19 protein-coding genes are annotated in these 20,175 nt (G+C 64.5%); 10 read left to right on the top strand and 9 right to left on the bottom strand.

The window, feature by feature from the left end; all coding sequences use genetic code 11:
- Window positions 1-30: 30 nt before the first annotated feature.
- The 3 genes from rpmI to infC all read right to left on the bottom strand — a co-directional run bounded on the left by rpmI (window position 31) and on the right by infC (window position 1,726).
- Window positions 31-234, bottom strand: a complete 204-nt coding sequence (gene rpmI, locus X757_RS157885; RefSeq protein WP_006201248.1) for a 50S ribosomal protein L35 — start codon at window positions 232-234, stop codon at window positions 31-33.
- Window positions 235-418: 184 nt separating this feature from the next.
- Window positions 419-1,057 (bottom strand): isoprenylcysteine carboxylmethyltransferase family protein, encoded by a 639-nt coding sequence (locus X757_RS157890; protein WP_023681388.1) that lies wholly within the window; start codon window positions 1,055-1,057, stop codon window positions 419-421.
- Between the two features lie 132 nt (window positions 1,058-1,189).
- Window positions 1,190-1,726 carry a translation initiation factor IF-3 gene (gene infC, locus X757_RS157895; protein ID WP_023744911.1) on the bottom strand — a complete coding sequence of 179 codons (537 nt, stop codon included), beginning with the start codon at window positions 1,724-1,726 and terminating at the stop codon, window positions 1,190-1,192.
- 247 nt (window positions 1,727-1,973) lie between these two features.
- On the opposite strand from infC, the gene X757_RS157900 reads away from it, so the two are divergent.
- The 4 genes from X757_RS157900 to X757_RS157915 all read left to right on the top strand — a co-directional run bounded on the left by X757_RS157900 (window position 1,974) and on the right by X757_RS157915 (window position 5,453).
- Entirely contained in the window at window positions 1,974-2,744 is a 771-nt protein-coding gene (locus tag X757_RS157900) for a carboxylesterase (RefSeq protein WP_023725576.1), read from the top strand.
- Between the two features lie 6 nt (window positions 2,745-2,750).
- Complete coding sequence (locus X757_RS157905; protein ID WP_023681390.1) at window positions 2,751-3,893, top strand: benzoate/H(+) symporter BenE family transporter; 1,143 nt, start codon at window positions 2,751-2,753, stop codon at window positions 3,891-3,893.
- A 117-nt stretch (window positions 3,894-4,010) separates the two neighbouring features.
- On the top strand, window positions 4,011-4,496 hold the full coding sequence (locus X757_RS157910) for a DUF2852 domain-containing protein (RefSeq protein ID WP_023672286.1): 486 nt from the start codon (window positions 4,011-4,013) through the stop codon (window positions 4,494-4,496).
- A 198-nt stretch (window positions 4,497-4,694) separates the two neighbouring features.
- Window positions 4,695-5,453 (top strand): M48 family metallopeptidase, encoded by a 759-nt coding sequence (locus tag X757_RS157915; protein WP_023681391.1) that lies wholly within the window; start codon window positions 4,695-4,697, stop codon window positions 5,451-5,453.
- 18 nt (window positions 5,454-5,471) lie between these two features.
- On the opposite strand, the gene X757_RS157920 is transcribed toward X757_RS157915, so the two are convergent.
- Window positions 5,472-5,690, bottom strand: coding sequence for a hypothetical protein (locus X757_RS157920; RefSeq protein ID WP_023672288.1), 219 nt, complete (start codon window positions 5,688-5,690; stop codon window positions 5,472-5,474).
- A 109-nt stretch (window positions 5,691-5,799) separates the two neighbouring features.
- Between X757_RS157920 and X757_RS157925 the strand changes: the two genes are divergently transcribed.
- The 6 genes from X757_RS157925 (at window position 5,800) to X757_RS157950 (ending at window position 11,504) form a co-directional block, all read left to right on the top strand.
- Window positions 5,800-6,459 (top strand): phosphoribosylanthranilate isomerase, encoded by a 660-nt coding sequence (locus X757_RS157925; RefSeq protein WP_023725575.1) that lies wholly within the window; start codon window positions 5,800-5,802, stop codon window positions 6,457-6,459.
- Between the two features lie 90 nt (window positions 6,460-6,549).
- Window positions 6,550-7,800, top strand: coding sequence for a tryptophan synthase subunit beta (gene trpB / locus X757_RS157930; RefSeq protein ID WP_023725574.1), 1,251 nt, complete (start codon window positions 6,550-6,552; stop codon window positions 7,798-7,800).
- 2 nt (window positions 7,801-7,802) lie between these two features.
- Window positions 7,803-8,642: a tryptophan synthase subunit alpha gene (trpA, locus tag X757_RS157935; RefSeq protein WP_023693067.1), complete on the top strand. Its 840-nt coding sequence runs from the start codon at window positions 7,803-7,805 to the stop codon at window positions 8,640-8,642.
- 101 nt (window positions 8,643-8,743) lie between these two features.
- A complete protein-coding gene (gene accD / locus X757_RS157940) occupies window positions 8,744-9,670 on the top strand; it encodes an acetyl-CoA carboxylase, carboxyltransferase subunit beta (RefSeq protein WP_023725573.1) in 927 nt (308 codons plus the stop codon).
- Window positions 9,671-9,732: 62 nt separating this feature from the next.
- Window positions 9,733-11,058, top strand: coding sequence for a folylpolyglutamate synthase/dihydrofolate synthase family protein (locus X757_RS157945; RefSeq protein ID WP_023672293.1), 1,326 nt, complete (start codon window positions 9,733-9,735; stop codon window positions 11,056-11,058).
- A gap of 26 nt (window positions 11,059-11,084) precedes the next feature.
- On the top strand, window positions 11,085-11,504 hold the full coding sequence (locus X757_RS157950) for a VOC family protein (RefSeq protein WP_023681395.1): 420 nt from the start codon (window positions 11,085-11,087) through the stop codon (window positions 11,502-11,504).
- Window positions 11,505-11,942: 438 nt separating this feature from the next.
- Here X757_RS157950 and X757_RS157960 read toward each other — a convergent pair whose 3' ends face one another.
- The 5 genes from X757_RS157960 to X757_RS157980 all read right to left on the bottom strand — a co-directional run bounded on the left by X757_RS157960 (window position 11,943) and on the right by X757_RS157980 (window position 20,165).
- Window positions 11,943-12,224, bottom strand: coding sequence for a cupin domain-containing protein (locus tag X757_RS157960; RefSeq protein WP_023672296.1), 282 nt, complete (start codon window positions 12,222-12,224; stop codon window positions 11,943-11,945).
- A 190-nt stretch (window positions 12,225-12,414) separates the two neighbouring features.
- Window positions 12,415-12,738: a thioredoxin gene (gene trxA / locus X757_RS157965; protein ID WP_023672297.1), complete on the bottom strand. Its 324-nt coding sequence runs from the start codon at window positions 12,736-12,738 to the stop codon at window positions 12,415-12,417.
- 73 nt (window positions 12,739-12,811) lie between these two features.
- Window positions 12,812-16,330, bottom strand: coding sequence for a double-strand break repair helicase AddA (gene addA, locus X757_RS157970; RefSeq protein WP_023725571.1), 3,519 nt, complete (start codon window positions 16,328-16,330; stop codon window positions 12,812-12,814).
- Window positions 16,327-19,464: a double-strand break repair protein AddB gene (gene addB, locus X757_RS157975; protein WP_023725570.1), complete on the bottom strand. Its 3,138-nt coding sequence runs from the start codon at window positions 19,462-19,464 to the stop codon at window positions 16,327-16,329. The genes addA and addB overlap by 4 nt, the downstream gene beginning before the upstream one ends.
- Window positions 19,461-20,165, bottom strand: coding sequence for a nucleotidyltransferase family protein (locus X757_RS157980; RefSeq protein ID WP_027049083.1), 705 nt, complete (start codon window positions 20,163-20,165; stop codon window positions 19,461-19,463). The genes addB and X757_RS157980 overlap by 4 nt, the downstream gene beginning before the upstream one ends.
- Window positions 20,166-20,175 lie beyond the last annotated feature (10 nt).

Raw genomic sequence — 20,175 nt, 5'->3', positions numbered from 1 at the left:
TCCTTAAACGCTGTTCCTGAAACCGAATGCTCAGAGGCCGTTCGGCAGAAAATTCTTGATGACCTTCTTGCCATCCGGTTCAGCCAGAACCATCGTGCCGCGGGCATTTCGAATGAACTTGTTGGAACGCTTGATCATGCCGTGACGCTTGCCGGCCGCAGCCGACAGGACTTTACCCGTACCTGTGATCTTGAACCGCTTCTTGGCGGCCGATTTGGTCTTCATCTTGGGCATTTTGCTACTCCGTATTGGTGGCGCACAATCGCGCTTCTTGTTCGCTTCGGGCGGACCAAAAGCCCGAAAAGCAAATGAAACCGCCACGGCATGCCCTGCCGGGCGGTTTTCTTGGAACGGCGGTCCTATACGTCAAAGCGGGCTGGCGCGCAACACCCGAGCGGCTGCGACGCTCTCTCCGCGATCAGGGCAGCCTAAACAGCACCGGCAGAATGCCCGATTGCTGGGCACCATCGATGGTCTCGAACACCGGCAACGCCACCAGAAACACCAGCCCGTCGAGCAAGGTGGTCAGCAAGAGGCGCGGCTTGAAGCTGCCGGTGTCGCCTTCCTGGTAGAGCGACAGCTGGGGGAAGAAACGCGGCACCCGCGCCAGATAGGCTGTGTAGGGCGCGCCGAGAACCTCCTTGAGATACCGTTCCTCGCGCAGGATGACGATGTGGAAGGCGCCGGCGCACAAAAGCGCAAACAGGACGATGCCGGAGAACGAGCCGATCTGCGCCCCGACGCCGGCGGCGGCAACGGTCGAGAACACGTAGAGAGGATTGCGGGTGATCGAATAGGGTCCGCCGGTGACCACTTCGGAGGATTTGCGCCCCCCGATATAGAGTGTCGACCACAAGCGGCCGACGACGCCAAGGAAGATCAGCAGCACGCCGACCATCTCGATCGTTTCATGCACCGGGGTATCGGGCGGGAAGGTCGACTGGCCGAACAGCAGTGCCGCAAACAGCACCACCACCAGCACCGCAAGCACCATCCGGCGCATGTGCTGGTAGCCGCCCAGCTCCTTGATGGGCGCAGGGTTGATTTCATTGGCCATGTCGGGAATCCGATCGTCGAGAAGCTTTGCCGGCGATCGCGGCGTCTGGACAGGAGAATCGGCGTCCCGCCGATCGCCGGGACGCCATGAGACAGGATTCAGGCGGATTTAGAGCGCAACGCCCGAACTGATCTAGCGCGGGGCCAGCACCATCATCATCTGGCGGCCTTCCAGCTTCGGCTCGGCTTCGACCTTGGCGATGGTAGCCGTCTCCTCGCGCACCTTGTTCAGGAGCTGCATGCCGAGTTCCATATGCGCCATCTCGCGGCCGCGGAAGCGCAGCGTCAGCTTGACCTTGTCACCTTCCTCGAAGAAGCGCCGCACGGCCTTCATCTTGGTTTCGTAGTCATGGCTGTCGATGTTCGGGCGCATCTTGATCTCCTTGATCTCGATGACCTTCTGGTTCTTGCGCGCCTCGGCCGCCTTCTTCTGGTTGGCGTATTTCAATTTGCCGAGATCGAGAATTTTGACGACAGGCGGCACCGCATTGGGCGAGATCTCGACCAGATCGAGCCCTGCCTCTTCGGCGAGCAGCAATGCGTCGTTGATGGAAATATCGCCGCGGTTCTGGCCATCGGCGTCGATCAGTTGGACCCGGGGAACCCGGATATCACGGTTGGAGCGCGGGCCATCTTTGGTGGGCGCCGCTGCTTTGAAAGGTCTGCGAATGGTCGTGGTCTCCTTGGCCGTTTCGTTCAGGGTTTCAATCTAGAAATGTTCAGGACGCGCCAATGTGGTGAGCGCGCGGGCGGAGTCAATAGCACAGCGCTGACAGAAAATCACCCTGATCGCAGGCCTGCACCAAACAAAGGATGTCGCGAGCACTTTCCGCCTCGCCTGTGCCTGTGTCAAAAGACCGGCGAGTAAAATCAGGCTCCCGCAATCAGGCCCCCAGAACCAGGATTGATCCACAGCCATGACCGCGACCGCCCCAACCCTGCTGGATGTCGACGGCATTGATATCGCGGTTCGCCATTCCTCGGGCGCAACGCCCGGCATCGTCTGGCTCGGCGGCTATAAATCCGACATGCTGGGCACGAAGGCGCAGACGTTGTCGGATTGGGCGGCAAGGGAAGGCCGCGCGTATCTGCGCCACGATTATTCCGGCCATGGCGAATCCGGCGGCGCCTTTGCCGACGGCACCATTTCGAAATGGCTTGGCGAGAGCCTCGCCGTCTTCCGGCGTTTCACCGAGGGCAAGCAAATCCTGGTCGGCTCGTCGATGGGCGCCTGGATCGCGCTGCGCATGGTGCAGGAACTGCGCAAGGCGGGCGACAGCAATGTGGTTGGCCTGGTGCTGCTCGCGCCGGCGCCGGATTTCACCGCCGAGCTGGTCGAGCCGGCTCTGACGGAGGAACAGAGGCGCGACCTCCGGGAGAAAGGCTTTTTCGAAGAACCTTCGGACTATTCCGCCGAGCCTTACATCTACACAAGCGCGCTGATCGAGGACGGCAGGGCGAACCGGGTCATGACCGGGCCGATCGATACCCATTGCCCCGTCCACATCCTGCAGGGCCTGGCCGATGCCGATGTGCCGGCAAGCCATGCGCTGAAGCTGGTCTCGCTGCTGCCGGCCGACGACGTCACCTTGTCGCTCATTCCCGACGGCGACCACCGCCTGTCGCGGCCGCAGGATCTCGACATGCTGCTGAGGGCGGTGGGCGACATGGTTCAGCGGGCGGGGTAGGCGAGAATGCGCATTTCCATCCCGATATCCGCCTTTGTCGCGGCAATCGTCGGCTTCGGCGGCACGCTGGCCGTCGTCATTGCCGCCGCCAAGGCGGTTGGCGCCACGCAAGCCGAAACCGCGAGCTGGGTGACGGCAGTGTGCGTGGCGATGGCGATCGAATGCTTGTGGCTGTCCTGGCGCACGAAAATACCCATCATCACCGCCTGGTCGACACCGGGCCTGGCGCTGATGGCGGCATCGAGCGGGTTTACCATGGCCGATGCGGTCGGCGCCTTCATCGTCACCGGCCTAATGTTGATCGCCACCGGCCTGTTCAAGCCGCTGACCCAGCTGATATCAAGGATACCGGCGTCAGTCGCGTCCGGCATGCTGGCGGGCATCGTCGTCACCTTCGCGCTCAATGCCGTCAAGACCATTCCGGTCGACCCCTGGTTGATCCTGCCGCTGATCGCGGCCTTCTTCGTCATTCGCCTGTTCAACCCGGCGCTGTCGGTGCTGGCGGTGCTGATCGGCGGCGGCATCGCCGCCTTCCTGACAGGCCGCGTCGGCGGACTGCCGGCACCGGAACTGTCGACGCTGACGCTGATTGCTCCGCATTTCAGCGCCGCAGCTGTCATCGGCCTGGCGCTGCCGCTCTACCTCGTCACCATGGCGTCGCAGAACCTGTCGGGTCTCGCCGTCTTGCGCGCCGCCGGCTATCACCCCGAACCCGGCCCGCTGATCGGCGTCACCGGCCTGTTCTCGCTGCTGTCGGCGCCGTTTGGCGGCTCGACCACCAATCTGGCCGCGATCTCTGCGGCGATCTGCACCGGGCCGGACGTCCATCCCGACCCGGCCGAGCGCTGGAAGACCGGACCCTTCTATGCACTTGCCTATCTGATCTTCGCGGTTTTCGGCGCCTCGCTGGTGGCGATCTTCGCAGTGCTGCCGCAAAGCCTGATCGTGCTGGTGGCCGGCCTGGCGTTGATGGGGTCGCTGGCCAACGCGCTGGCGATCGCGCTCAAGGACGAGGACCAGCGCATGGCGGCTACTGTCACCTTCGTTGTCACCGCGTCGGGGCTGACTTTGTTCGGCGTTGGCGCCGCCTTCTGGGGCTTGGTCGCCGGCCTGGTCGTGCTTTTCCTCGAAGCGGTCAAAAAGCGATAATCAATTCAGGACCTTGTCCGGTTTTGGCGGACGTTGTCTTGAATCGCCGTTTTTCTCATCCCATTTCGAATCCACGCAGCCGCTCTTGGCTGTCTCCAACCGAAGGAATGGGAGAAAATGAACACATCCGCATTGATCCGCCCGGCCTGGACGCCGGCGACCATCGCGCTGATGGTGATCGGCTTCATGGTGTTCTGGCCGCTTGGCTTCGCCATGCTCGCCTACATCATCTGGGGCGACCGGCTTGACGGCTTCAAGCGCGACGTCAACCGGGCCACCGACGGCATCTTCGCCGGCTGCCGTCGCGGTTCCGACAAGGCCGCGCGCTGGGGCCACGGTTCGGCCCGCACCGGCAATGTCGCTTTCGACGACTGGCGCGAGAAGGAACTCGAACGCCTCGCCGAAGAGCGTCGCAAGCTCGATGAGATGCTGAGCGAGTTCGACGAGTACGCCCGCGAATTGCGCCGCGCCAAGGACCAGGACGAGTTCGACCGCTTCATGGCCAACCGCAACAAGTCGACAGCGCCTGCGAAGACAGGCTCGGCCGAAACGGCCAAGCCCGCGACGCCCAAGCGCAAGGGCCCGAACCTGCTTGACGACTGAGGCTGCGCGCATGACCCCGAAAATCGAAACCGATTTTCGGAAAGGTTCATGCGCCGAATTAGAGTGCTACAGCGTCCTTTGCGCGTCAGAGACGCGCGGCGCTCTAAGACAGGCCTTGGCATGATGGACGGCGTCGCGCGAGCGGCGCCGTTTCTTTTTTGTTCTGGTCGTTTTCCTCGAATCGCGTATCGTTCAGCCATGTCCTTCGGCTTTTTCCGCAACCTGACCAAACCAAAACCCTCGCCTGTCGAAGAGCGAGAGCACGTCGTTGCCGGCCGCACACTGCCGCTCAGGATCGTCGAGAGCGCCCGCGCACGGCGGCTGACGCTGCGCATCGATTCGGGCGGCCAGGGGCTGCGCATCACCGTGCCGCCGGGCCTGCGCCGCGGCGAGGTGGAGAAATTCCTTCACCGCCATCAGGGCTGGCTGGAGCAGCGTCTGGCCAAGGTACCGACACGGCCGCAAGTGCGCCCCGGCATCAAGATCCCGATACGCGGCGTCGCGCATCGCATCGTCCACGAACCGTCGAAACGCGGCACCGTCACCGTGTCGCGCGACGAGCGCGGTCCGCTGCTGATCGTCCATGGCGAGCGCATACATTTGCCGCGCCGCATCGCCGATTTCCTCAGGCGCGAGGCCAAGAAGGACATCGAGAAGCTGGTGGTCAAGCATACCGAGGCCATCGGCAAGCGCGCCAAGGCTATCCGCTTCAAGGACACGTCGAGCCGCTGGGGCTCCTGCACTTCCGACGGCAATTTGTCCTTCTCATGGCGCATCATGATGGCGCCGACGCCGGTGATAAACTACTTGGTCGCGCATGAGGTGGCGCATCTCAAGGAGATGAACCACGGCCCGAAATTCTGGAAACTGTGCGAGCAGCTCTGCCCCGACACCGACCGCTGCAAGGACTGGCTGAAGCGGAATGGTGGGGCATTGCAGGCGATTGTGTTCGATTAGCCTTCGCCGGCGGCGCGCTCAATCATCATTGGCCGCATTAAGCTCTTCAGGCCGCAGCCCTTCGTCGCCATGGCGCGGCCATGGCAGGAAATTCTGCTCGAACGCATCGCTGCCGAAATAATCCAGGACCCGGTGCGCTTCCGCCCCGTCGAAGGCGGCCTTTTGCATCAGATGGGCGATGACGTCGCGCGCTTGCGCGATCTTCTGCCTGAGTTCGGCTATGCTCTGGTCGGCCATTCGTCTGCTCCGCCTTGCTTCTCCCATCAATAGGTAGCGCCTTTGGCGTTGCCGGCAAACAGCATGCTTTTTCTCGACTCTTGGCCGGTTTCGTGCCAAGCCCCGCGCCATGGCGCTCGATATCAAGATCTGTGGATTGAAGACCGATGAGGCAATGGCCGCGGCCCTGGCCGGCGGCGCCAGCCATGTCGGCTTCATCTTCTTTGCTAAAAGCCCGCGCTATGTCGAGCCTGCGGCAGCCGGCCGCCTGCGCGAGGCGGCAATCGGCAAGGCCAGGGCGGTCGCCGTGACGGTCGATGCCGATGACGCGTTCCTGGATGAGATCGTCGCAAAGATGCGCCCCGACATGCTGCAGTTGCACGGCACGGAGACGCCCGAGCGGGTGGCCGAGGTGAAAGCTCGCTACGGCCTGCCTGTCATGAAGGTGTTCTCCGTCAGTGAGGTAGCCGATCTCGAGCGGCTAAAGCCGTTCATCGGCGTTGCCGATCGCTTCATGTTCGATGCCAAGCCACCAAAGGGCTCGCAACTTCCGGGCGGCAATGGCGTCGCCTTTGACTGGCGCATCCTGGCCGGCCTTGACGCCGGGCTCGATTACATGCTTTCCGGTGGGCTCAACGCCGCCAATATCGGCGACGCCCTGATATCAGCCAATCCGCCCGCGATAGACATTTCGTCGGGGGTGGAAAGCGGCCCGGGCGTCAAGGATCCGGCGCTGATCGAGCAGTTCTTCCGGGCCGTCAGGGTCGCGCGCGACGACCGCGCTGCCTGAGGCACTTCTTTCGAACCCGAGCATGTTCCGGAGAAGTGGGAACCGGTTTTCCGATAAGACATGCTCAGAACCAAGACCAGGAGATCGGCGATGAACAAGCCGGCGACACCCAATTCCTTCCGCACGGGACCCGACGAACAGGGCATGTTCGGCATCTTCGGGGGCCGCTTCGTGGCCGAGACGCTGATGCCGCTGATCCTCGACCTCGAACGGCACTGGAACGAGGTCAAGAACGATCCGGACTTCAAGGCCGAACTGACCGACCTGTCGACCCATTATGCCGGTCGGCCATCAAAGCTGTATTTCGCCGAAGGGCTCACAAAACACCTTCGTGAGGTTTCCTCGGCGAAGGGCCTCGGGGGCGGCGCCAAAGTCTACTTCAAGCGCGAGGATTTGAACCACACCGGTTCGCACAAGATCAACAACTGCCTCGGCCAGATCCTGCTGGCCAAGCGCATGGGCAAGAAGCGCATCATCGCCGAGACGGGCGCTGGTCAGCACGGCGTTGCCGCGGCCACGGTCGCGGCGCGCTTCGGCTTTCCCTGCGTCGTTTATATGGGCGCCACCGATGTCGCCCGCCAAAGCCCCAACGTCTTCCGCATGAAGCTGCTCGGCGCCGAAGTGCGGCCGGTGACCGCCGGTCACGGCACGCTGAAGGACGCCATGAACGAAGCGTTGCGCGACTGGGTCACCAATGTCGAGGACACTTATTACCTGATCGGCACTGCCGCCGGCCCGCATCCCTATCCGGAGCTGGTGCGCGACTTCCAGTCGGTGATCGGCATCGAGGCGCGCGCCCAGATCCTCGAACAGGAAGGCCGGCCACCCGACACCATCATCGCGGCTGTCGGCGGCGGCTCGAACGCCATCGGCCTGTTCCATCCGTTCCTGGATGACAAAGAAGTCCGCATCATCGGCATCGAAGCCGGCGGCCGCGGCCTTGACGGCATCGAGCATTGCGCCTCGATGAATGCCGGCGCGCCCGGCGTGCTGCACGGCAACCGCACCTATCTCTTGCAGAACGCCGACGGCCAGATCCTCGACGGCCATTCGATCTCAGCCGGCCTCGACTATCCCGGCGTCGGCCCCGAACATTCCTGGCTGCGCGATTCCGGCCGCGTCGAATATGTGCCGATCCTCGACGACGAGGCGCTGGAAGCCTTCAAGCTGACGACGCGCGTCGAAGGCATCATCCCGGCGCTGGAATCCGCCCACGCCATCGCGCATGCGGTGAAGATCGTGCCTGATATGGACAAGGACCAGATCGTCATCGTCAACCTGTCGGGACGCGGCGACAAGGATGTGCACACAGTGGCCTCGATGCTGGGCATGGAGATCTGATCATGGTGACCCGCATCGACCGCCGCATGGCAAAACTGAAAGCCGAGGGCCGCCCGGCGCTCGTCACCTATTTCATGAGCGGCGACCCCGACTATGACACCGCTTTGTCGATCATGAAGGCGCTGCCCAAGGCCGGCGCCGACATCATTGAAATGGGCATGCCGTTTTCCGATCCGATGGCCGATGGACCGGCGATCCAGGCCGCTGGCCTGCGGGCGCTGAAAGGTGGCCAGACCCTGGTCAAGACGCTGAAGACGGCGGCTGATTTCCGCGCCACCGACAATGAAACGCCGATCGTGCTGATGGGCTACTACAACCCGATCTACATCTACGGTGTCGATCGCTTCCTCAAGGACGCCATCGCCAGCGGCATTGACGGGCTGATCGTCGTCGACCTGCCACCGGAGATGGACGAAGAACTCTGCATTCCGGCGCTGAAGGCCGGCATCAACTTCATCCGCTTGGCAACGCCGACCACCGACGACAAGCGCCTGCCCAAGGTGCTGCAGAATACGTCGGGCTTCGTCTATTACGTGTCGATGACCGGCATCACCGGCTCGGCTTTGGCCGACACCGGCAAGGTTGCCGCCGCGGTCAAGCGCATCAAGGGCCACACCAATCTGCCGGTCTGCGTCGGCTTCGGCGTCAAGACCGCCGAGCAGGCGCGCATTATCGGCGCCAATGCCGATGGCGTCGTCGTCGGCACCGCGATCGTCAACGCGGTCGCCAATGTGTTGGGACCGAAGGGCGAGAAGACCGCCGACCCGGCCGAGGCCGTCGCCACCCTGGTCAGCGGACTGTCTCAGGGCGTGCGTTCGGCCCGCCTTGCTGCTGCCGAATAGTTTCCCTACTTAGGCCTTGTGCAAGTCGTTATCCCAAAACCGGTTCCCACTTTTGGGCGACATGCACGAGCCAACTCTTCGTCAGGACAGGAGCCGAAGCGATGAACTGGATCACCAATTACGTTCGCCCGAGGATCAATTCGATGCTCGGTCGGCGCACCGACATGCCCGAGAATCTCTGGATCAAGGATCCCGAGACCGGCGAGATGGTGTTTCACAAGGACCTGGAATCCAACCAGTTCGTCATCCCGTCATCGGGCCATCACATGAAGATTTCGGCCAAGGAACGGCTGAAATTCTTCCTCGACGACGGCAAATACGAGCAGGTTGAGAACCCCAAGGTCATGCAGGACCCGCTCAAGTTCCGCGACGAGAAGCGCTACACGGACCGGCTGAAGGACGCCAAGGCCAAGACCGGCCTGGAAGACGCCATCATCAACGCGCTGGGCACGGTCAAAGGCCTGCCGGTTGTGGTGACGGTGCAGGATTTCGCCTTCATGGGCGGCTCGCTCGGCATGGCCGCGGGTGACGCCATTGTGCACGGTTTCGAGGTCGCCTTGCAGCGCAAGCGGCCGCTGATCCTGTTTGCCGCCTCCGGTGGCGCGCGCATGCAGGAAGGCATTCTGTCCCTGATGCAGTTACCGCGCACCACGATCGGCGTCGACCGGCTGAAGGAAGCCGGCCTGCCATACATCGTCGTCTTGACCAACCCGACCACCGGCGGCGTTACCGCCTCCTACGCCATGCTGGGAGACGTCCACATTGCCGAGCCCGGCGCGCTGATCGGCTTTGCCGGCCCGCGCGTCATCGAGCAGACCATCCGGGAGAAACTGCCGGACGGTTTCCAGCGCTCCGAATATCTGATGGAGCACGGCATGGTCGATATGGTGGTGTCGCGGCTGGAACTGCGCGAGACGATTTCACGGCTGTTGAAAATCCTGCTCAAACTGCCGCAGGAGCAAAAGCCGCTGGAGCCGGAAATCCTGCCGCCGTCGGTCATCCCGACGGAAGCCCGCCCGCAAGCCTGACGCGACATTTCTGGCCGCAAACCGCGATTGCGTGCACCTGCGCGCATGCGTAGGATTCGCTCATGACAACGCTTGCCGCAGATCGTGAAATCGAAGCCCTGATGGCGCTGCATCCGAAAGGCTTCGACCTTTCGCTCGACCGCATCACAAGGCTGCTCGAACGCCTCGGCAATCCGCAGGAGCGGCTGCCGCCGGTCATCCATATCGCCGGCACCAACGGTAAGGGCTCGTGCGCGGCCTTTTCGCGCGCGCTGCTCGAAGCCGGCGGCCACCTTGTCCATGTCCACACTTCGCCGCATCTGGTGAACTGGGCCGAGCGCTACCGGCTGGCGGCCGAGGGCGGCGGCCGGCTGGTCGACGACGAGACCTTCGCCGAGGCCATCGCCCGCGTCGCCCGGGCCAATGCCGGCCAGAAGATCACCGTCTTCGAAATCCTAACCGCCGTCACCTTCATCCTGTTTTCCGAGCATCCGGCTGCCGCCGCCATCATCGAGGTCGGCCTTGGCGGCCGCTTCGACGCCACCAATGTCGTTGCCCGGCCGGCGGTGTCGGTGATCATGCCGGTGTCGATGGATCACGAAGCCTATCTCGGCGACCGGGTCGAACTGATCGCCGCCGAAAAGGCCGGCATCATGAAGCGCGGCTGCCCGGTGGTCATCGGCGCGCAGGAGAGCGAGACGGCGCTGCAAGTGCTGATCGAAACCGCCGAGCGGCTGGATTGCCCGACCTTCGTCTACGGCCAGGATTTTCTCGCCTTCGAGGAAAACGGCCGCATGGTCTATCAGGATGAGGACGGGCTGATGGACCTGCCGCCACCGCGCCTGCCCGGGCGCCACCAGTTCGCCAATGCGGCGGCAGCGATTGCCGCCGTCAAGGCCACCGGTTTCGAAATCAGTCATCGCGCCACTGAGAAGGCGATGGCGAGCGTCGCATGGCCGGGCCGCATGCAGAAACTGGTACAGGGCCGGCTGATGGAGCTGGCGCCCAAGGGCGCCGACATCTGGCTCGACGGCGGCCACAATCCGGGCGCCGGCATGGTCATTGCCGAGGCGCTGGCCGAGCAGGAGGAAAAGAACCCGCGGCCGCTGTTTCTGATCTCCGGCATGATCAACACCAAGGACCAGAGCGGCTACTTCCACGCCTTCAAGGGCCTGGCTCGGCACGTCTACACCGTGCCGGTGAGCATGAGCGATGCCGGCGTGCCGAATGACGAGCTGGCGGTGCGGGCGACCGAAGCCGGCCTCACGGCCGAACCGGTCAGTTCCGTCGCCAGTGCGCTGATGCTGCTGCGCGACACCTGGGACGGGCCGGCGCCACGCATCCTGATCGGGGGGTCGTTATATCTCGCCGGCGCGGTGCTGGCCGAAAACGGCACGCCGCCAACCTGAAGCCATTTCACTGCGAGGAGCCCATCATGATCAAGGTCAAGCAACTCGCCCATGTCTGCATCTTCGCGCATGATCTGGAGGCGACGCGAAGCTTCTACCGCGACGTGCTTGGCCTCGACACGCAGTTCAATTTCCTGCGCGACGACAAGGTCTTCGGCTTCTACCTCAATTGCGGCGGCCGCAGCCATGTCGAGGTGTTCCAGAAGGACGGCACTGCATACAGCGAGCAGAACCAGATCAACCATTTCTGCCTGGAAGTCGAAGATCTCGACGCGGCGATCGCCCATATCAAATCGAAGGGCATCGACGTCACCGCCAAGAAGCACGCCTGCGACGACACTTTTCAGGCCTGGATCCGCGACCCCAACGGCGTGAAGATCGAGCTGTTCGAATACACCGCAAAAAGCGCGCAATTTACCGGAGGCGACCGCATCGCCGACTGGTAGTATTTTGGCCCGGGGAATCTATCGGGCGGTTGCCCCTCGGGCAGAAGCCCCGATATGCTTGGCCAAGCATGGAGGCAAGCTCGAATGGTTGTGAAGTGTCTTGTTACCGTCGACAACGACCCGCCGGAGGAGCTGATATTTGAATATGCTCCGCGGGTCGGCGATCATGTGATGTTACCGGGAGCCATCGAGCCACCGCACCCAATTGTTCGAGTGGCCCACAGACCGACGCGCCCCAATGATGCATCCGGCCAGCCCAGTGTCGCGTATTTCGTAAGCCGAGAGACGTTTGTCTATCGTGTGTATACGGGCGCTATAGAGGGATATGGGCAGGTCCTGAAGCCCGCGACCGGACGGAAGCCCGGCAAGCCTAGGCAGGCCAAAAAAACCGTGGCTCAAACTAAATAGACATCGGCGGCCGCGGCACCAGTCTGAGGCCTATTTCAGCTCGATCTCGATGAAGGCGTATTCGCCGTCATTGGCGCTGATGACGTCGTGCTCGACGCCTTCCTTGCGGAAGTAGGGCGCGCCCTTCTTCATTTCAGCAAAACTCTCGCCGTCCTTGGTCACCAGCTTCACCTTGCCGTCCATCAGCGGCACCACGACGTAGTCATGGCGATGCCGGTGCCAGCCGGTGTTGTCGCCGGGCTGGAAGCGGTATTCGGTGACGATGACGCGCTCATTGTCGATGAAGACGGTGGCCTTGGCGGATCCGGTCATTCTGTTTCTCCCTGTCCTGCCTCAAGCAGATGACATGGAGTGCGCCGATGCGAGGGCCAGAGGCGGCCGGGCGATGACGCCAAAGAAAAAGCCCGGCGCGAGGGCCGGGCTTCGATCTCGGGAACTAATGCAGGTCGCCCAAAAGTGGTCCCGGTTTTGGGAGGACGACATGCATCAAAACAAAGCCAGATCAGGCGAGGCTGCCATTGATCCAGTGCGACAGCGCGGTCTTCGGCGCGGCGCCGACCTTCATGTCGGCGACTTCGCCGCCCTTGAAGATCATCAGCGTCGGGATCGAGCGCACGCCGAATTGGGCGGCAAGCTCGGGGTTCTCGTCGATGTTCAGCTTGGCGATCTTGATCTTGTCGCCGAGTTCGTTGGCGATCTCTTCCAGCGACGGACCGATCATCTTGCAGGGGCCGCACCATTCGGCCCAGAAATCCACGACGACGGGCTGCGAGGCGTTGAGCACATCGGCCTGGAAATTGCTCTTGTCGACCTTGACGGTGGCCATACGAAAATCCTTTCGAAATTTATCTCGCACCAAATGTGGTGGTTCAGCAGCCCTTCTTCAAGCAGAACTTGTGTCACGCTCCCGTGAGTCGGGCAAGGGCGTCATCCATCGCTTGCACCGGCAGTTCGATAAGCCTCGGTGCCTCGGTGAACAGCAGTGCTGCCGTCACCGCGCGGCCGGGGTAAAGCGGCTGGAGCAGCGCGCGGTAGAGCGCCAGCTGCAGGATATAGGCCGGCGGCACCTGGGCCAGGCCTGCGGGCGCCGGCCGGTTGGTCTTGTAGTCGACGATCGATACGCGCCCGGGCGTCACCGCCAGCCGGTCGATCTTGCCGGAGATCGAGCGCAGCCTGCCCTTGACCTCAAGGCTGCCCATCACAGCAACTTCGGCGCGGGACGACGGCGAAAACAGCCCGGCAAAACGCGAATCTCTGAGGATCGCCATCACCGAAGCCAGCGCCTTGTTGCGCTCGGCCTCCGGCCAGTCGGCGCCGGCTCGAATGAGATACTGCGCCGCCGCGCCTTGCCGTTCGTCTTCGGCAAAACCGGGCAGCATCTGCAGCAGCTTGTGCAGCGCCAGCCCGCGCATCACCGCAAAGCCCGGCTCCGCCTCGCTGTCCAGCACCGGCGAGCGGGTATCGACAACAGCTTCCTTGGCCTCGTCGATCAGCGCCGACGCGCCGGAAGGCGACAGCGGGCGCGGCAGCTCCTCATAAGGCGGCAAGGGCCGGAACAAGCCCACCGGCAGCGGCGGCACCTGTTGCGGCAGCCGCGACTCGTCGGCTGCCGCTTGCGCCACCGGCGGAAGCTTGGTCATGACGAAACGGTGCACCGGCTCGCTGCTGGCGGGGTGGCGGCGCTCCGTGCTTTCCGGCGCGGCAAGCAGCGCGCGGCTGACAATCGAATGCCAGGTGCCGGTGCTGGGCTGACGCTTGCCGTGATAGCCGCAGACGATCAGCCGGTCCTCGGCGCGCGTCATGCCGACATAGAGCAGCCGCCGGTATTCGTCGTCGGCAAGCTCCCGCGCCCTGGCCGAGGCCGCCTTGGAGAAGCCGTTGGCGACATCGGCGGCCGAGCGCCAGAGATAGCCCTTGCCGTCGAAATTGCGGCCCGAAGCGTCGAACGGCATGAGCCGCGGCAGATGCTGGTCGCTGAACGGCGCCGAACCGCCATCGACCAGGAAGACAACAGGCGCTTCCAGGCCCTTGGCGGCATGCACGGTCATGACGCGGACCTCGTCGCGCGTCTGGTCCATCTCGCGCTTGATCTCCGGGCCGGTGTTTTCCAGCGTCGCCAGGAAAGCCTCCAGCCCCGGCAAGCCGGTGCGTTCTTCGGCCAGACAGAAACTCAGGAACTCGTCGAGAATATCGCCGGCTTCCGGTCCAAGCCGGGCGATCATCTTCTTGCGCAGGCCGTCGCGCGCCAGCACCCCGGCGTAGAATTCGAACACCGGCCGGAACGCCGCCTCGTTGGCCCAGCCGTCGAGCCGGGCAACGACATCGGTCAGCGCGGTATTGTCGCCAGCATGCTGGCGTAATGAGGCGATCAGCGATGTTCCGGCTGGCCGTCCGGCGCCAAGCGTAAAAAGCGTCTCCTCCGACACGTCGAAAACCGGGCTGCGCAGCACGGCGGCGAGCGACAGGTCATCCTGCGGCTGGATGAGGAAATGGCCGAGTGCGATCAGGTCCTTGACCGCGATGTGGTCGGGCAGGCTCAGCCGGTCGGCGCCGGCGACGGGAATATCGCGGTCCTTCAGCGCGCGCGACAGCGCATGGACGAAGCGGTCGCGCTTGCGCACCAGCACAAGAATGTCGCCGGCCCTCAGCCTGCGTCCCTTGCCCTCGATGATCTCGCGGTCCTTGAGCCAGGTCTGGATGGTCGCAGCCACGTGCTCGGCCACCCGCACAGCCGGCGCGCTGGCATGATTGACCGGCAACGTCCAGTCGTCGGGCTCCTCGACGGCGTCAGCGCCGAGCGACGGCCAGACCTCGACATAGCCAGGCGCGTCGTTGCGGATCGCCTTGTGGTCGAGCGGATCGGGGTCGTGGCTGATGCCGCGCCGCACGCCCGGATCGGCAAAGACGCGGTCGACTGCGGCAAGCACGTCGTCGGTCGAACGGAACGACCAGGTCAGTTTCAGGTCGGCAAACGAAGCATTGGCTGCGTTCACGCGTCCGGAAAACAAGAGCCGGCTGTCGGCAAAGGAATCCGGTGCGGCACCCTGGAAGGAATAGATCGACTGCTTTTCGTCGCCGACGGCAAACACCGTGCGATTGGCCGTGCCGCGCTGGCCGTGGCCGGCAAAGAACTCCTCCGCCAGCCGCTTCACCACCTCCCATTGGTCGGGGCTGGTGTCCTGCGCCTCGTCGAGCAGGATGTGGTCGATGCCCTGGTCGAGCTTGTACTGCACCCAGGGGCCGGCATCGGGCCGCGCCAGAAGGTTGACGGTGCGGGTGATGAGGTCGTTGAAATCGAGAAAGCCGCGGCTGCGCTTCAGGCGCTCGTACCGCACGATCAGCCAGTCGGCTATGGTCAACGCCGCGACCGTGCCTCCCAGCATCCGGAACAGCGCCAGCCGGTCGGAGACGTCTGTTATCGACTTGACGGCCGCCAGATAGCGCTCGGGAAGGTCGGGCAGCCGGCCGAGCAGCGCCTTCTTGAACAACTTTGAGGGATCATAGGGGTCGCCATCGGCCTTGAGAAAGGCTTTGCCGAGCATCTGCAGCCGGCGGGTCGGGTCCGTCTCGGCAAAGGCCAACCGGGCATAGGGCAAGAGATTGTTGAGCACGGTGCGGGCGTCGGCGGCCTCGGCGGCACTGGCGAACACTGCAAAGAAGTCCGGCAGGAAACCCGGCAGCGGCCATACCGATGCCGCTATGTCTTCGGCGCTCCGCCCGGGGCGAAAATGGAATTCGTCGAACAGGGCCTGAAAGCCGCCGCCGTCGCGCCGGACCGCACCGATGAAGCCGCGTAAGCCGTCGCGCTTGCGCACGATTTCGGCGAGCAGCGCATCGAGTCCGTGTTCGCCGCCGCGCTCCAGCACGGTGGCAAAGGCCTCGGCCAGTCCGGTGTCTCCGGCTGACGTGCCCGAAATCATGTCCCGGCGGGCGCCAGCAAACAGCGAGGCCTCCATCTGCGGATCGAGCATTTCGAAATGCGCCGGGATGTTGGCCTCCAGCGGAAACTGGTGCAGCACCGATTCGCAGAAGGCGTGGATGGTCTGGATCTTCAGCCCGCCCGGCGTTTCCAGCGCTTCGGCAAACAGCCGGCGCGCCCGCCGCATCGTGTCGCGGTCGGGTCGGCGGCCGTCCACCGCCTCAATCTTTGTGGCAAGCTCGGCATCGCCGAGCGCCGTCCATTCCGACAGGGTCGAGAACACGCGGTTCGACATGTTGGCGGCGGCCGCCCGCGTATAGGTCAGGCACAGGATCTTCGACGGATCGGTGCCGTTGAGCAGCAGCCGGATGACGCGCTGGGCCAGCACATGCGTCTTGCCCGAGCCGGCATTGGCGGACACCCAGGCCGAGTTCTTCGGGTCGGAGGCGCGCGCCTGGCTGGCGGCGGTTTCGCTGGGGATGGGATAGGCTTTTTTCATGCCTCCCCCGCCTCGTCATCGCTGTCGCCGCCGGCCGACCATTCGAGCACGCGCGCCAGATGGTCGTAATCGCCATCGCTCTCGCCCTCGCGAAAAGGCAGCGCCCGCGACAGATAGCCGGTCGTCGGATCGGCATAGTGGACCAGCAGCTTTTCCAACCGCGCCCAAGCCTCCTCGGCGAGGTCTTCGGCGGTCCGAGGCTGGCGGTTGTAGTCGAGGATGGATTCCTCGAACACTTCGCCATTCGGCTTCAGCCGCACGAATGCGAGCTGGGAGGGCTCGCGCGCGCCAAGCCCCTTGAAGGCGCCGCGCCGGAGCAGCGCCCCTTCGAGCGCCAGCTGTGGCGCCAGCAGCGTGTGGGCCTGCGCCTTGGACGGGGACGAGCCGGTCTTGTAGTCGAGAATGTCGGCCATGCCACCGGCCAAAAGGTCGACGCGGTCGGCATAGCCGGACAGCGTCACGCCGGTGCGGCCGACAGCGGTCTTTTCGGCGCGCTCCTCGGCATGCCGCCGGGCGACGGCGGGAGCGCGGCCGCGCTCCCATTCGATGATGTTGGCGGCAAGTTTTTCGAAGCGCGGCCACCACACAGCCTCGACATCGGCGGGCAGGGCGATCTCGGCAAAGCAGGTCCGGCCGGCGGCGATAAGGCGCTCCAGGGCTTCCGGCGCGCGCGGGTCCGCAACCTCTGTCGAGAACAGATGCAGGATGTCATGAAACAGCGTGCCGCGCTCGGCCGCGCCGGGATCGCGGATCACCGGCTCGAGCGGCAGAAGGCTCAGAATACGCCTTGCATAGACCGCATAGGGGTCGCGTCGCAACGTCTCGATCTCGGTCACCGAGAAGTGGGTGGGCCGCATGCTCAGCGGCGGTTTCGGCTGCGGTCGCGGCGCGAAATGCTGCCGCTCGCCGGCATCGAGCGCGCGCGCCCAGGCAAGCAATTCGTCGCCGCGTCCGCGCAGTGCGGCTGCAGGATCCTTGCCGATGAAGGTGAGGATGCGCTGCAGCCAGCGCGACGGCACCGCCGGTGCGTCGCCGGCTCGGGCGGAGCGCGTCAGCACCACCTTTTTCGCCCCCATCGCCATCTGGAAGTCGTGGGCGGCAAGGCCGATACGGCGCTCCGGCGGCTCGAGATCGATGCCGGTCTTCATCAACCGCGACATGAAGCGATCGCTTTCCGGCTTGCGTGGCCACACGCCCTCGTTCAGCCCGCCAATGACCAGCGTGTCGACATTCTGCAGCCGCGCTTCCAGCGCCCCCCAAATGGCGATGTTGCGGTCGGTGCCTTGCCCGGGCTTGACCGTTTCCGGTGCTACCAGCGCGTCCATCACATCAGGCCATTCGTCGGCCGGGAAGTCGAACGAGGCCGAGGCCGCGACCACACCGCGCAGCAGCTCGGCGAGTTTCTCGCCGGCGTCGCCGGCATAAAATTCAGCCAGGCTGCGCTCCGCCGTGCGGCCGAGATTTTCCAGCGCGGCGACGCTCGCTCTGGTCAACGCGACAAGATCGGCATTCTCTTCACCGCGAAAGGCGGTCAGCGGCGCCAGTGCCGTCACAAGCCGGCTCAGCATATCGCGGGCATCGTCGATGCCGCGCACGCTCAGGCGCGAAAACCAGAAGGGCTGGCGCTTGTCCCCGCTCAGCCCGGCGAGACGCTCCTCGAACAGTGCTGGCAAGGCGGCGATGTCGGGGCGTCCGGTGCCGCCGCGCAGCGCCACGAGTTCGATGAGCTCGGCGGCATGGCGCACGCCGGTGCGCTCAAGTCCGAGCCCGAGCAGCGGATGCTTGAGCAGCGACAAAAGGCCGACGGGATCGCCGGGCCGGAATACCGCTTGAAGTGTGAGCCGCAGCAGGCTGGCGGCAGGCGTGTTGGCGAGCGGCGTGCCGCCGGAATCGTCAGCGATCACACCGAAGCGCAACAGCTCGGCCGAGACGCGCCGCGCCAGCCCGCGGTCGCCGGTAACGAGCGCTGCCCTGTGCCCCGGCTGTTCCACGGCGGTTTTCAGCGCGATGGCGATCGCCGCCGCCTCGTCGCGTTCGCTGGCGGCTTCGACCAGCGTCACATCGGCGAAGGCCTCGGCGATATCCAGGGCGTTGAAGCGTATGCGGGTCTCGGCCCATAGTTCCGTGGTCTCGGCCGGACGCAGCGCCTCGCCGACAAGGGCCGCGCGGAGCACCAGTGCGGGCTCGGCGGCGACCACTTCCTCGACATCGCCACGCAGCACGCCAACCTTGCCGATCAGCTTGGCCATGCCGTATTGTGGGTGGCCGAGCAGTGCCGGCCGCGCACCGGGCGCCGCAATCGCGGCAAAAGACGGTTCGTCCAGCATCCCATCGAGCCCGGGCAGCACCACGGCGCCGTTAGGCAGGCTGGCGACCGTGGCAAGCAGTTCAGCCGTGGCCGGAATAGAGCCCGTCGAGCCGGCGGCGATCACCGGGCCTTTGGGCGGGTTGCGTTCCAGCCGCTTCGCCTCGCGCCGGATCAGCGCATTGCGGTGCGCGGCCGGGTTGGAGCGGTCGCGCTCCTCCAGCAATTTCGGCCAGGCCTCGGTGACGATACGGAGGAAATCGAGCGTCACAAGCCACCATCCGGCAAGATTGCCGGTGACCAGATCGGCAAGCCTGGTCCAGTCCGTGCCTTCGGTTTCGATCTCGTCCATCAGCCGGGCGAGGTCGCGCGCCAGCCAGATCGCATCGGCGGCGGAGGCCGGCACGACGATCTCTTCGTTGAACATATCAAGGACATGCGCCGGCAAGGTGCGCTTCCAGGCCCGCACCAGCGGCGCCAGTAGCAGCAGGCGTTCGATGGCTGCGATCGGCGGCGCCATTTCAAGCTCGGTCGGCGTGCCGGCGTCGAAGGCGGCTTCGTCCTCGTCGAACTCTCCGAGCGGGCGGATGACCGGCAGGATCGCCGAACGGCGGCTCCCCCCCGGTCCCGAAAGCGCGTCGACAAAAGCGCCGCGCAGCGCACGGGCCGCGCGCCGTGTCGGCACATAGATGGTGACATCAGCCAGCGCCAGCGGATCGCCGTCGAACCGGAAGCCGGGCACCAGCCGTCCGGCCAGCAAGGCCTCGGCCAGAGTCGGCAGGAATGGCGCTCCGGGCGGGATCGAAAGAACGCGGCGCGCGCCGCTCATACCACCTTCGCGAGAGCTTCGGCGGCGGCCGCTTCCGCCTGCGGAATGGCGTCGGGAGTGCCGACGGTGATCCAGCTTCCGCGCATCTGCATGCCGAACAGACGGCCAGAGGCGATTGCCTTGTCGAAATGGGTGTTGAGCGAATGCGCCCCGGCCGGCGCATCCCTGAAGATGGCGGGATTGACGATTGCCGCTCCGGCATAGATCAACCCGGCCGGATCGCCTTTCGAGCGCCGCAGGCCGCCATCCGGCGCCATCAGGAAATCCGTGCCGACACCGTGTCCGGTGGCCGAGTCGAGATCGGTAAGCATCAGCAGAATATCCATTTTCGCGCCGTCCCATGCAAGGGCAAGGCGCTCGAGGCTGGGCTGGCCGCTGTCGATCCAGAACGTATCGGCGTTGATGATGTAGAAGGGGTCGCTGCCCAGCAGCGGCAATGCCTTGACGATGCCACCCGCCGAATTCAGCAGTGCGTCGCGCTCGTCGGAAATGACGATCTTTGGCGCCCGCCTGTGGGCGATATGGGCGACGATCTGGTCCGGCAGATAGTGCACGTTGACGATGGCTTTCTCGACGCCGGCCGCTTCGAGACTGTCCAGCCCCCAGTCGAGCAAGGTCCTGCCGGCGATCCGCACCAGCGGCTTCGGCATGGTGTCGGTGATCGGCCGCATGCGCTTGCCAAGACCAGCCGCCAGCACCATCGCTGTGGTC

The sequence above is a fragment of the Mesorhizobium sp. LSHC412B00 genome, assembly GCF_000503035.1.
Classification (GTDB): Bacteria; Pseudomonadota; Alphaproteobacteria; order Rhizobiales; family Rhizobiaceae; genus Mesorhizobium.
This window is presented reverse-complemented; position numbering and strand designations above follow the sequence as displayed.

Coding starts and splice junctions, on each gene's coding strand:
- rpmI (WP_006201248.1), bottom strand. CDS start 234: ATGCCCAAGATGAAGACCAAATCGGCCGCCAAGAAGCGGTTCAAGATC.
- X757_RS157890 (WP_023681388.1), bottom strand. CDS start 1,057: ATGGCCAATGAAATCAACCCTGCGCCCATCAAGGAGCTGGGCGGCTAC.
- X757_RS157900 (WP_023725576.1), top strand. CDS start 1,974: ATGACCGCGACCGCCCCAACCCTGCTGGATGTCGACGGCATTGATATC.
- X757_RS157905 (WP_023681390.1), top strand. CDS start 2,751: ATGCGCATTTCCATCCCGATATCCGCCTTTGTCGCGGCAATCGTCGGC.
- X757_RS157910 (WP_023672286.1), top strand. CDS start 4,011: ATGAACACATCCGCATTGATCCGCCCGGCCTGGACGCCGGCGACCATC.
- X757_RS157915 (WP_023681391.1), top strand. CDS start 4,695: ATGTCCTTCGGCTTTTTCCGCAACCTGACCAAACCAAAACCCTCGCCT.
- X757_RS157920 (WP_023672288.1), bottom strand. CDS start 5,690: ATGGCCGACCAGAGCATAGCCGAACTCAGGCAGAAGATCGCGCAAGCG.
- X757_RS157925 (WP_023725575.1), top strand. CDS start 5,800: ATGGCGCTCGATATCAAGATCTGTGGATTGAAGACCGATGAGGCAATG.
- trpB (WP_023725574.1), top strand. CDS start 6,550: ATGAACAAGCCGGCGACACCCAATTCCTTCCGCACGGGACCCGACGAA.
- trpA (WP_023693067.1), top strand. CDS start 7,803: ATGGTGACCCGCATCGACCGCCGCATGGCAAAACTGAAAGCCGAGGGC.
- accD (WP_023725573.1), top strand. CDS start 8,744: ATGAACTGGATCACCAATTACGTTCGCCCGAGGATCAATTCGATGCTC.
- X757_RS157945 (WP_023672293.1), top strand. CDS start 9,733: ATGACAACGCTTGCCGCAGATCGTGAAATCGAAGCCCTGATGGCGCTG.
- X757_RS157950 (WP_023681395.1), top strand. CDS start 11,085: ATGATCAAGGTCAAGCAACTCGCCCATGTCTGCATCTTCGCGCATGAT.
- X757_RS157960 (WP_023672296.1), bottom strand. CDS start 12,224: ATGACCGGATCCGCCAAGGCCACCGTCTTCATCGACAATGAGCGCGTC.
- trxA (WP_023672297.1), bottom strand. CDS start 12,738: ATGGCCACCGTCAAGGTCGACAAGAGCAATTTCCAGGCCGATGTGCTC.
- addA (WP_023725571.1), bottom strand. CDS start 16,330: ATGAAAAAAGCCTATCCCATCCCCAGCGAAACCGCCGCCAGCCAGGCG.
- addB (WP_023725570.1), bottom strand. CDS start 19,464: ATGAGCGGCGCGCGCCGCGTTCTTTCGATCCCGCCCGGAGCGCCATTC.
- X757_RS157980 (WP_027049083.1), bottom strand. CDS start 20,165: ATGGTGCTGGCGGCTGGTCTTGGCAAGCGCATGCGGCCGATCACCGAC.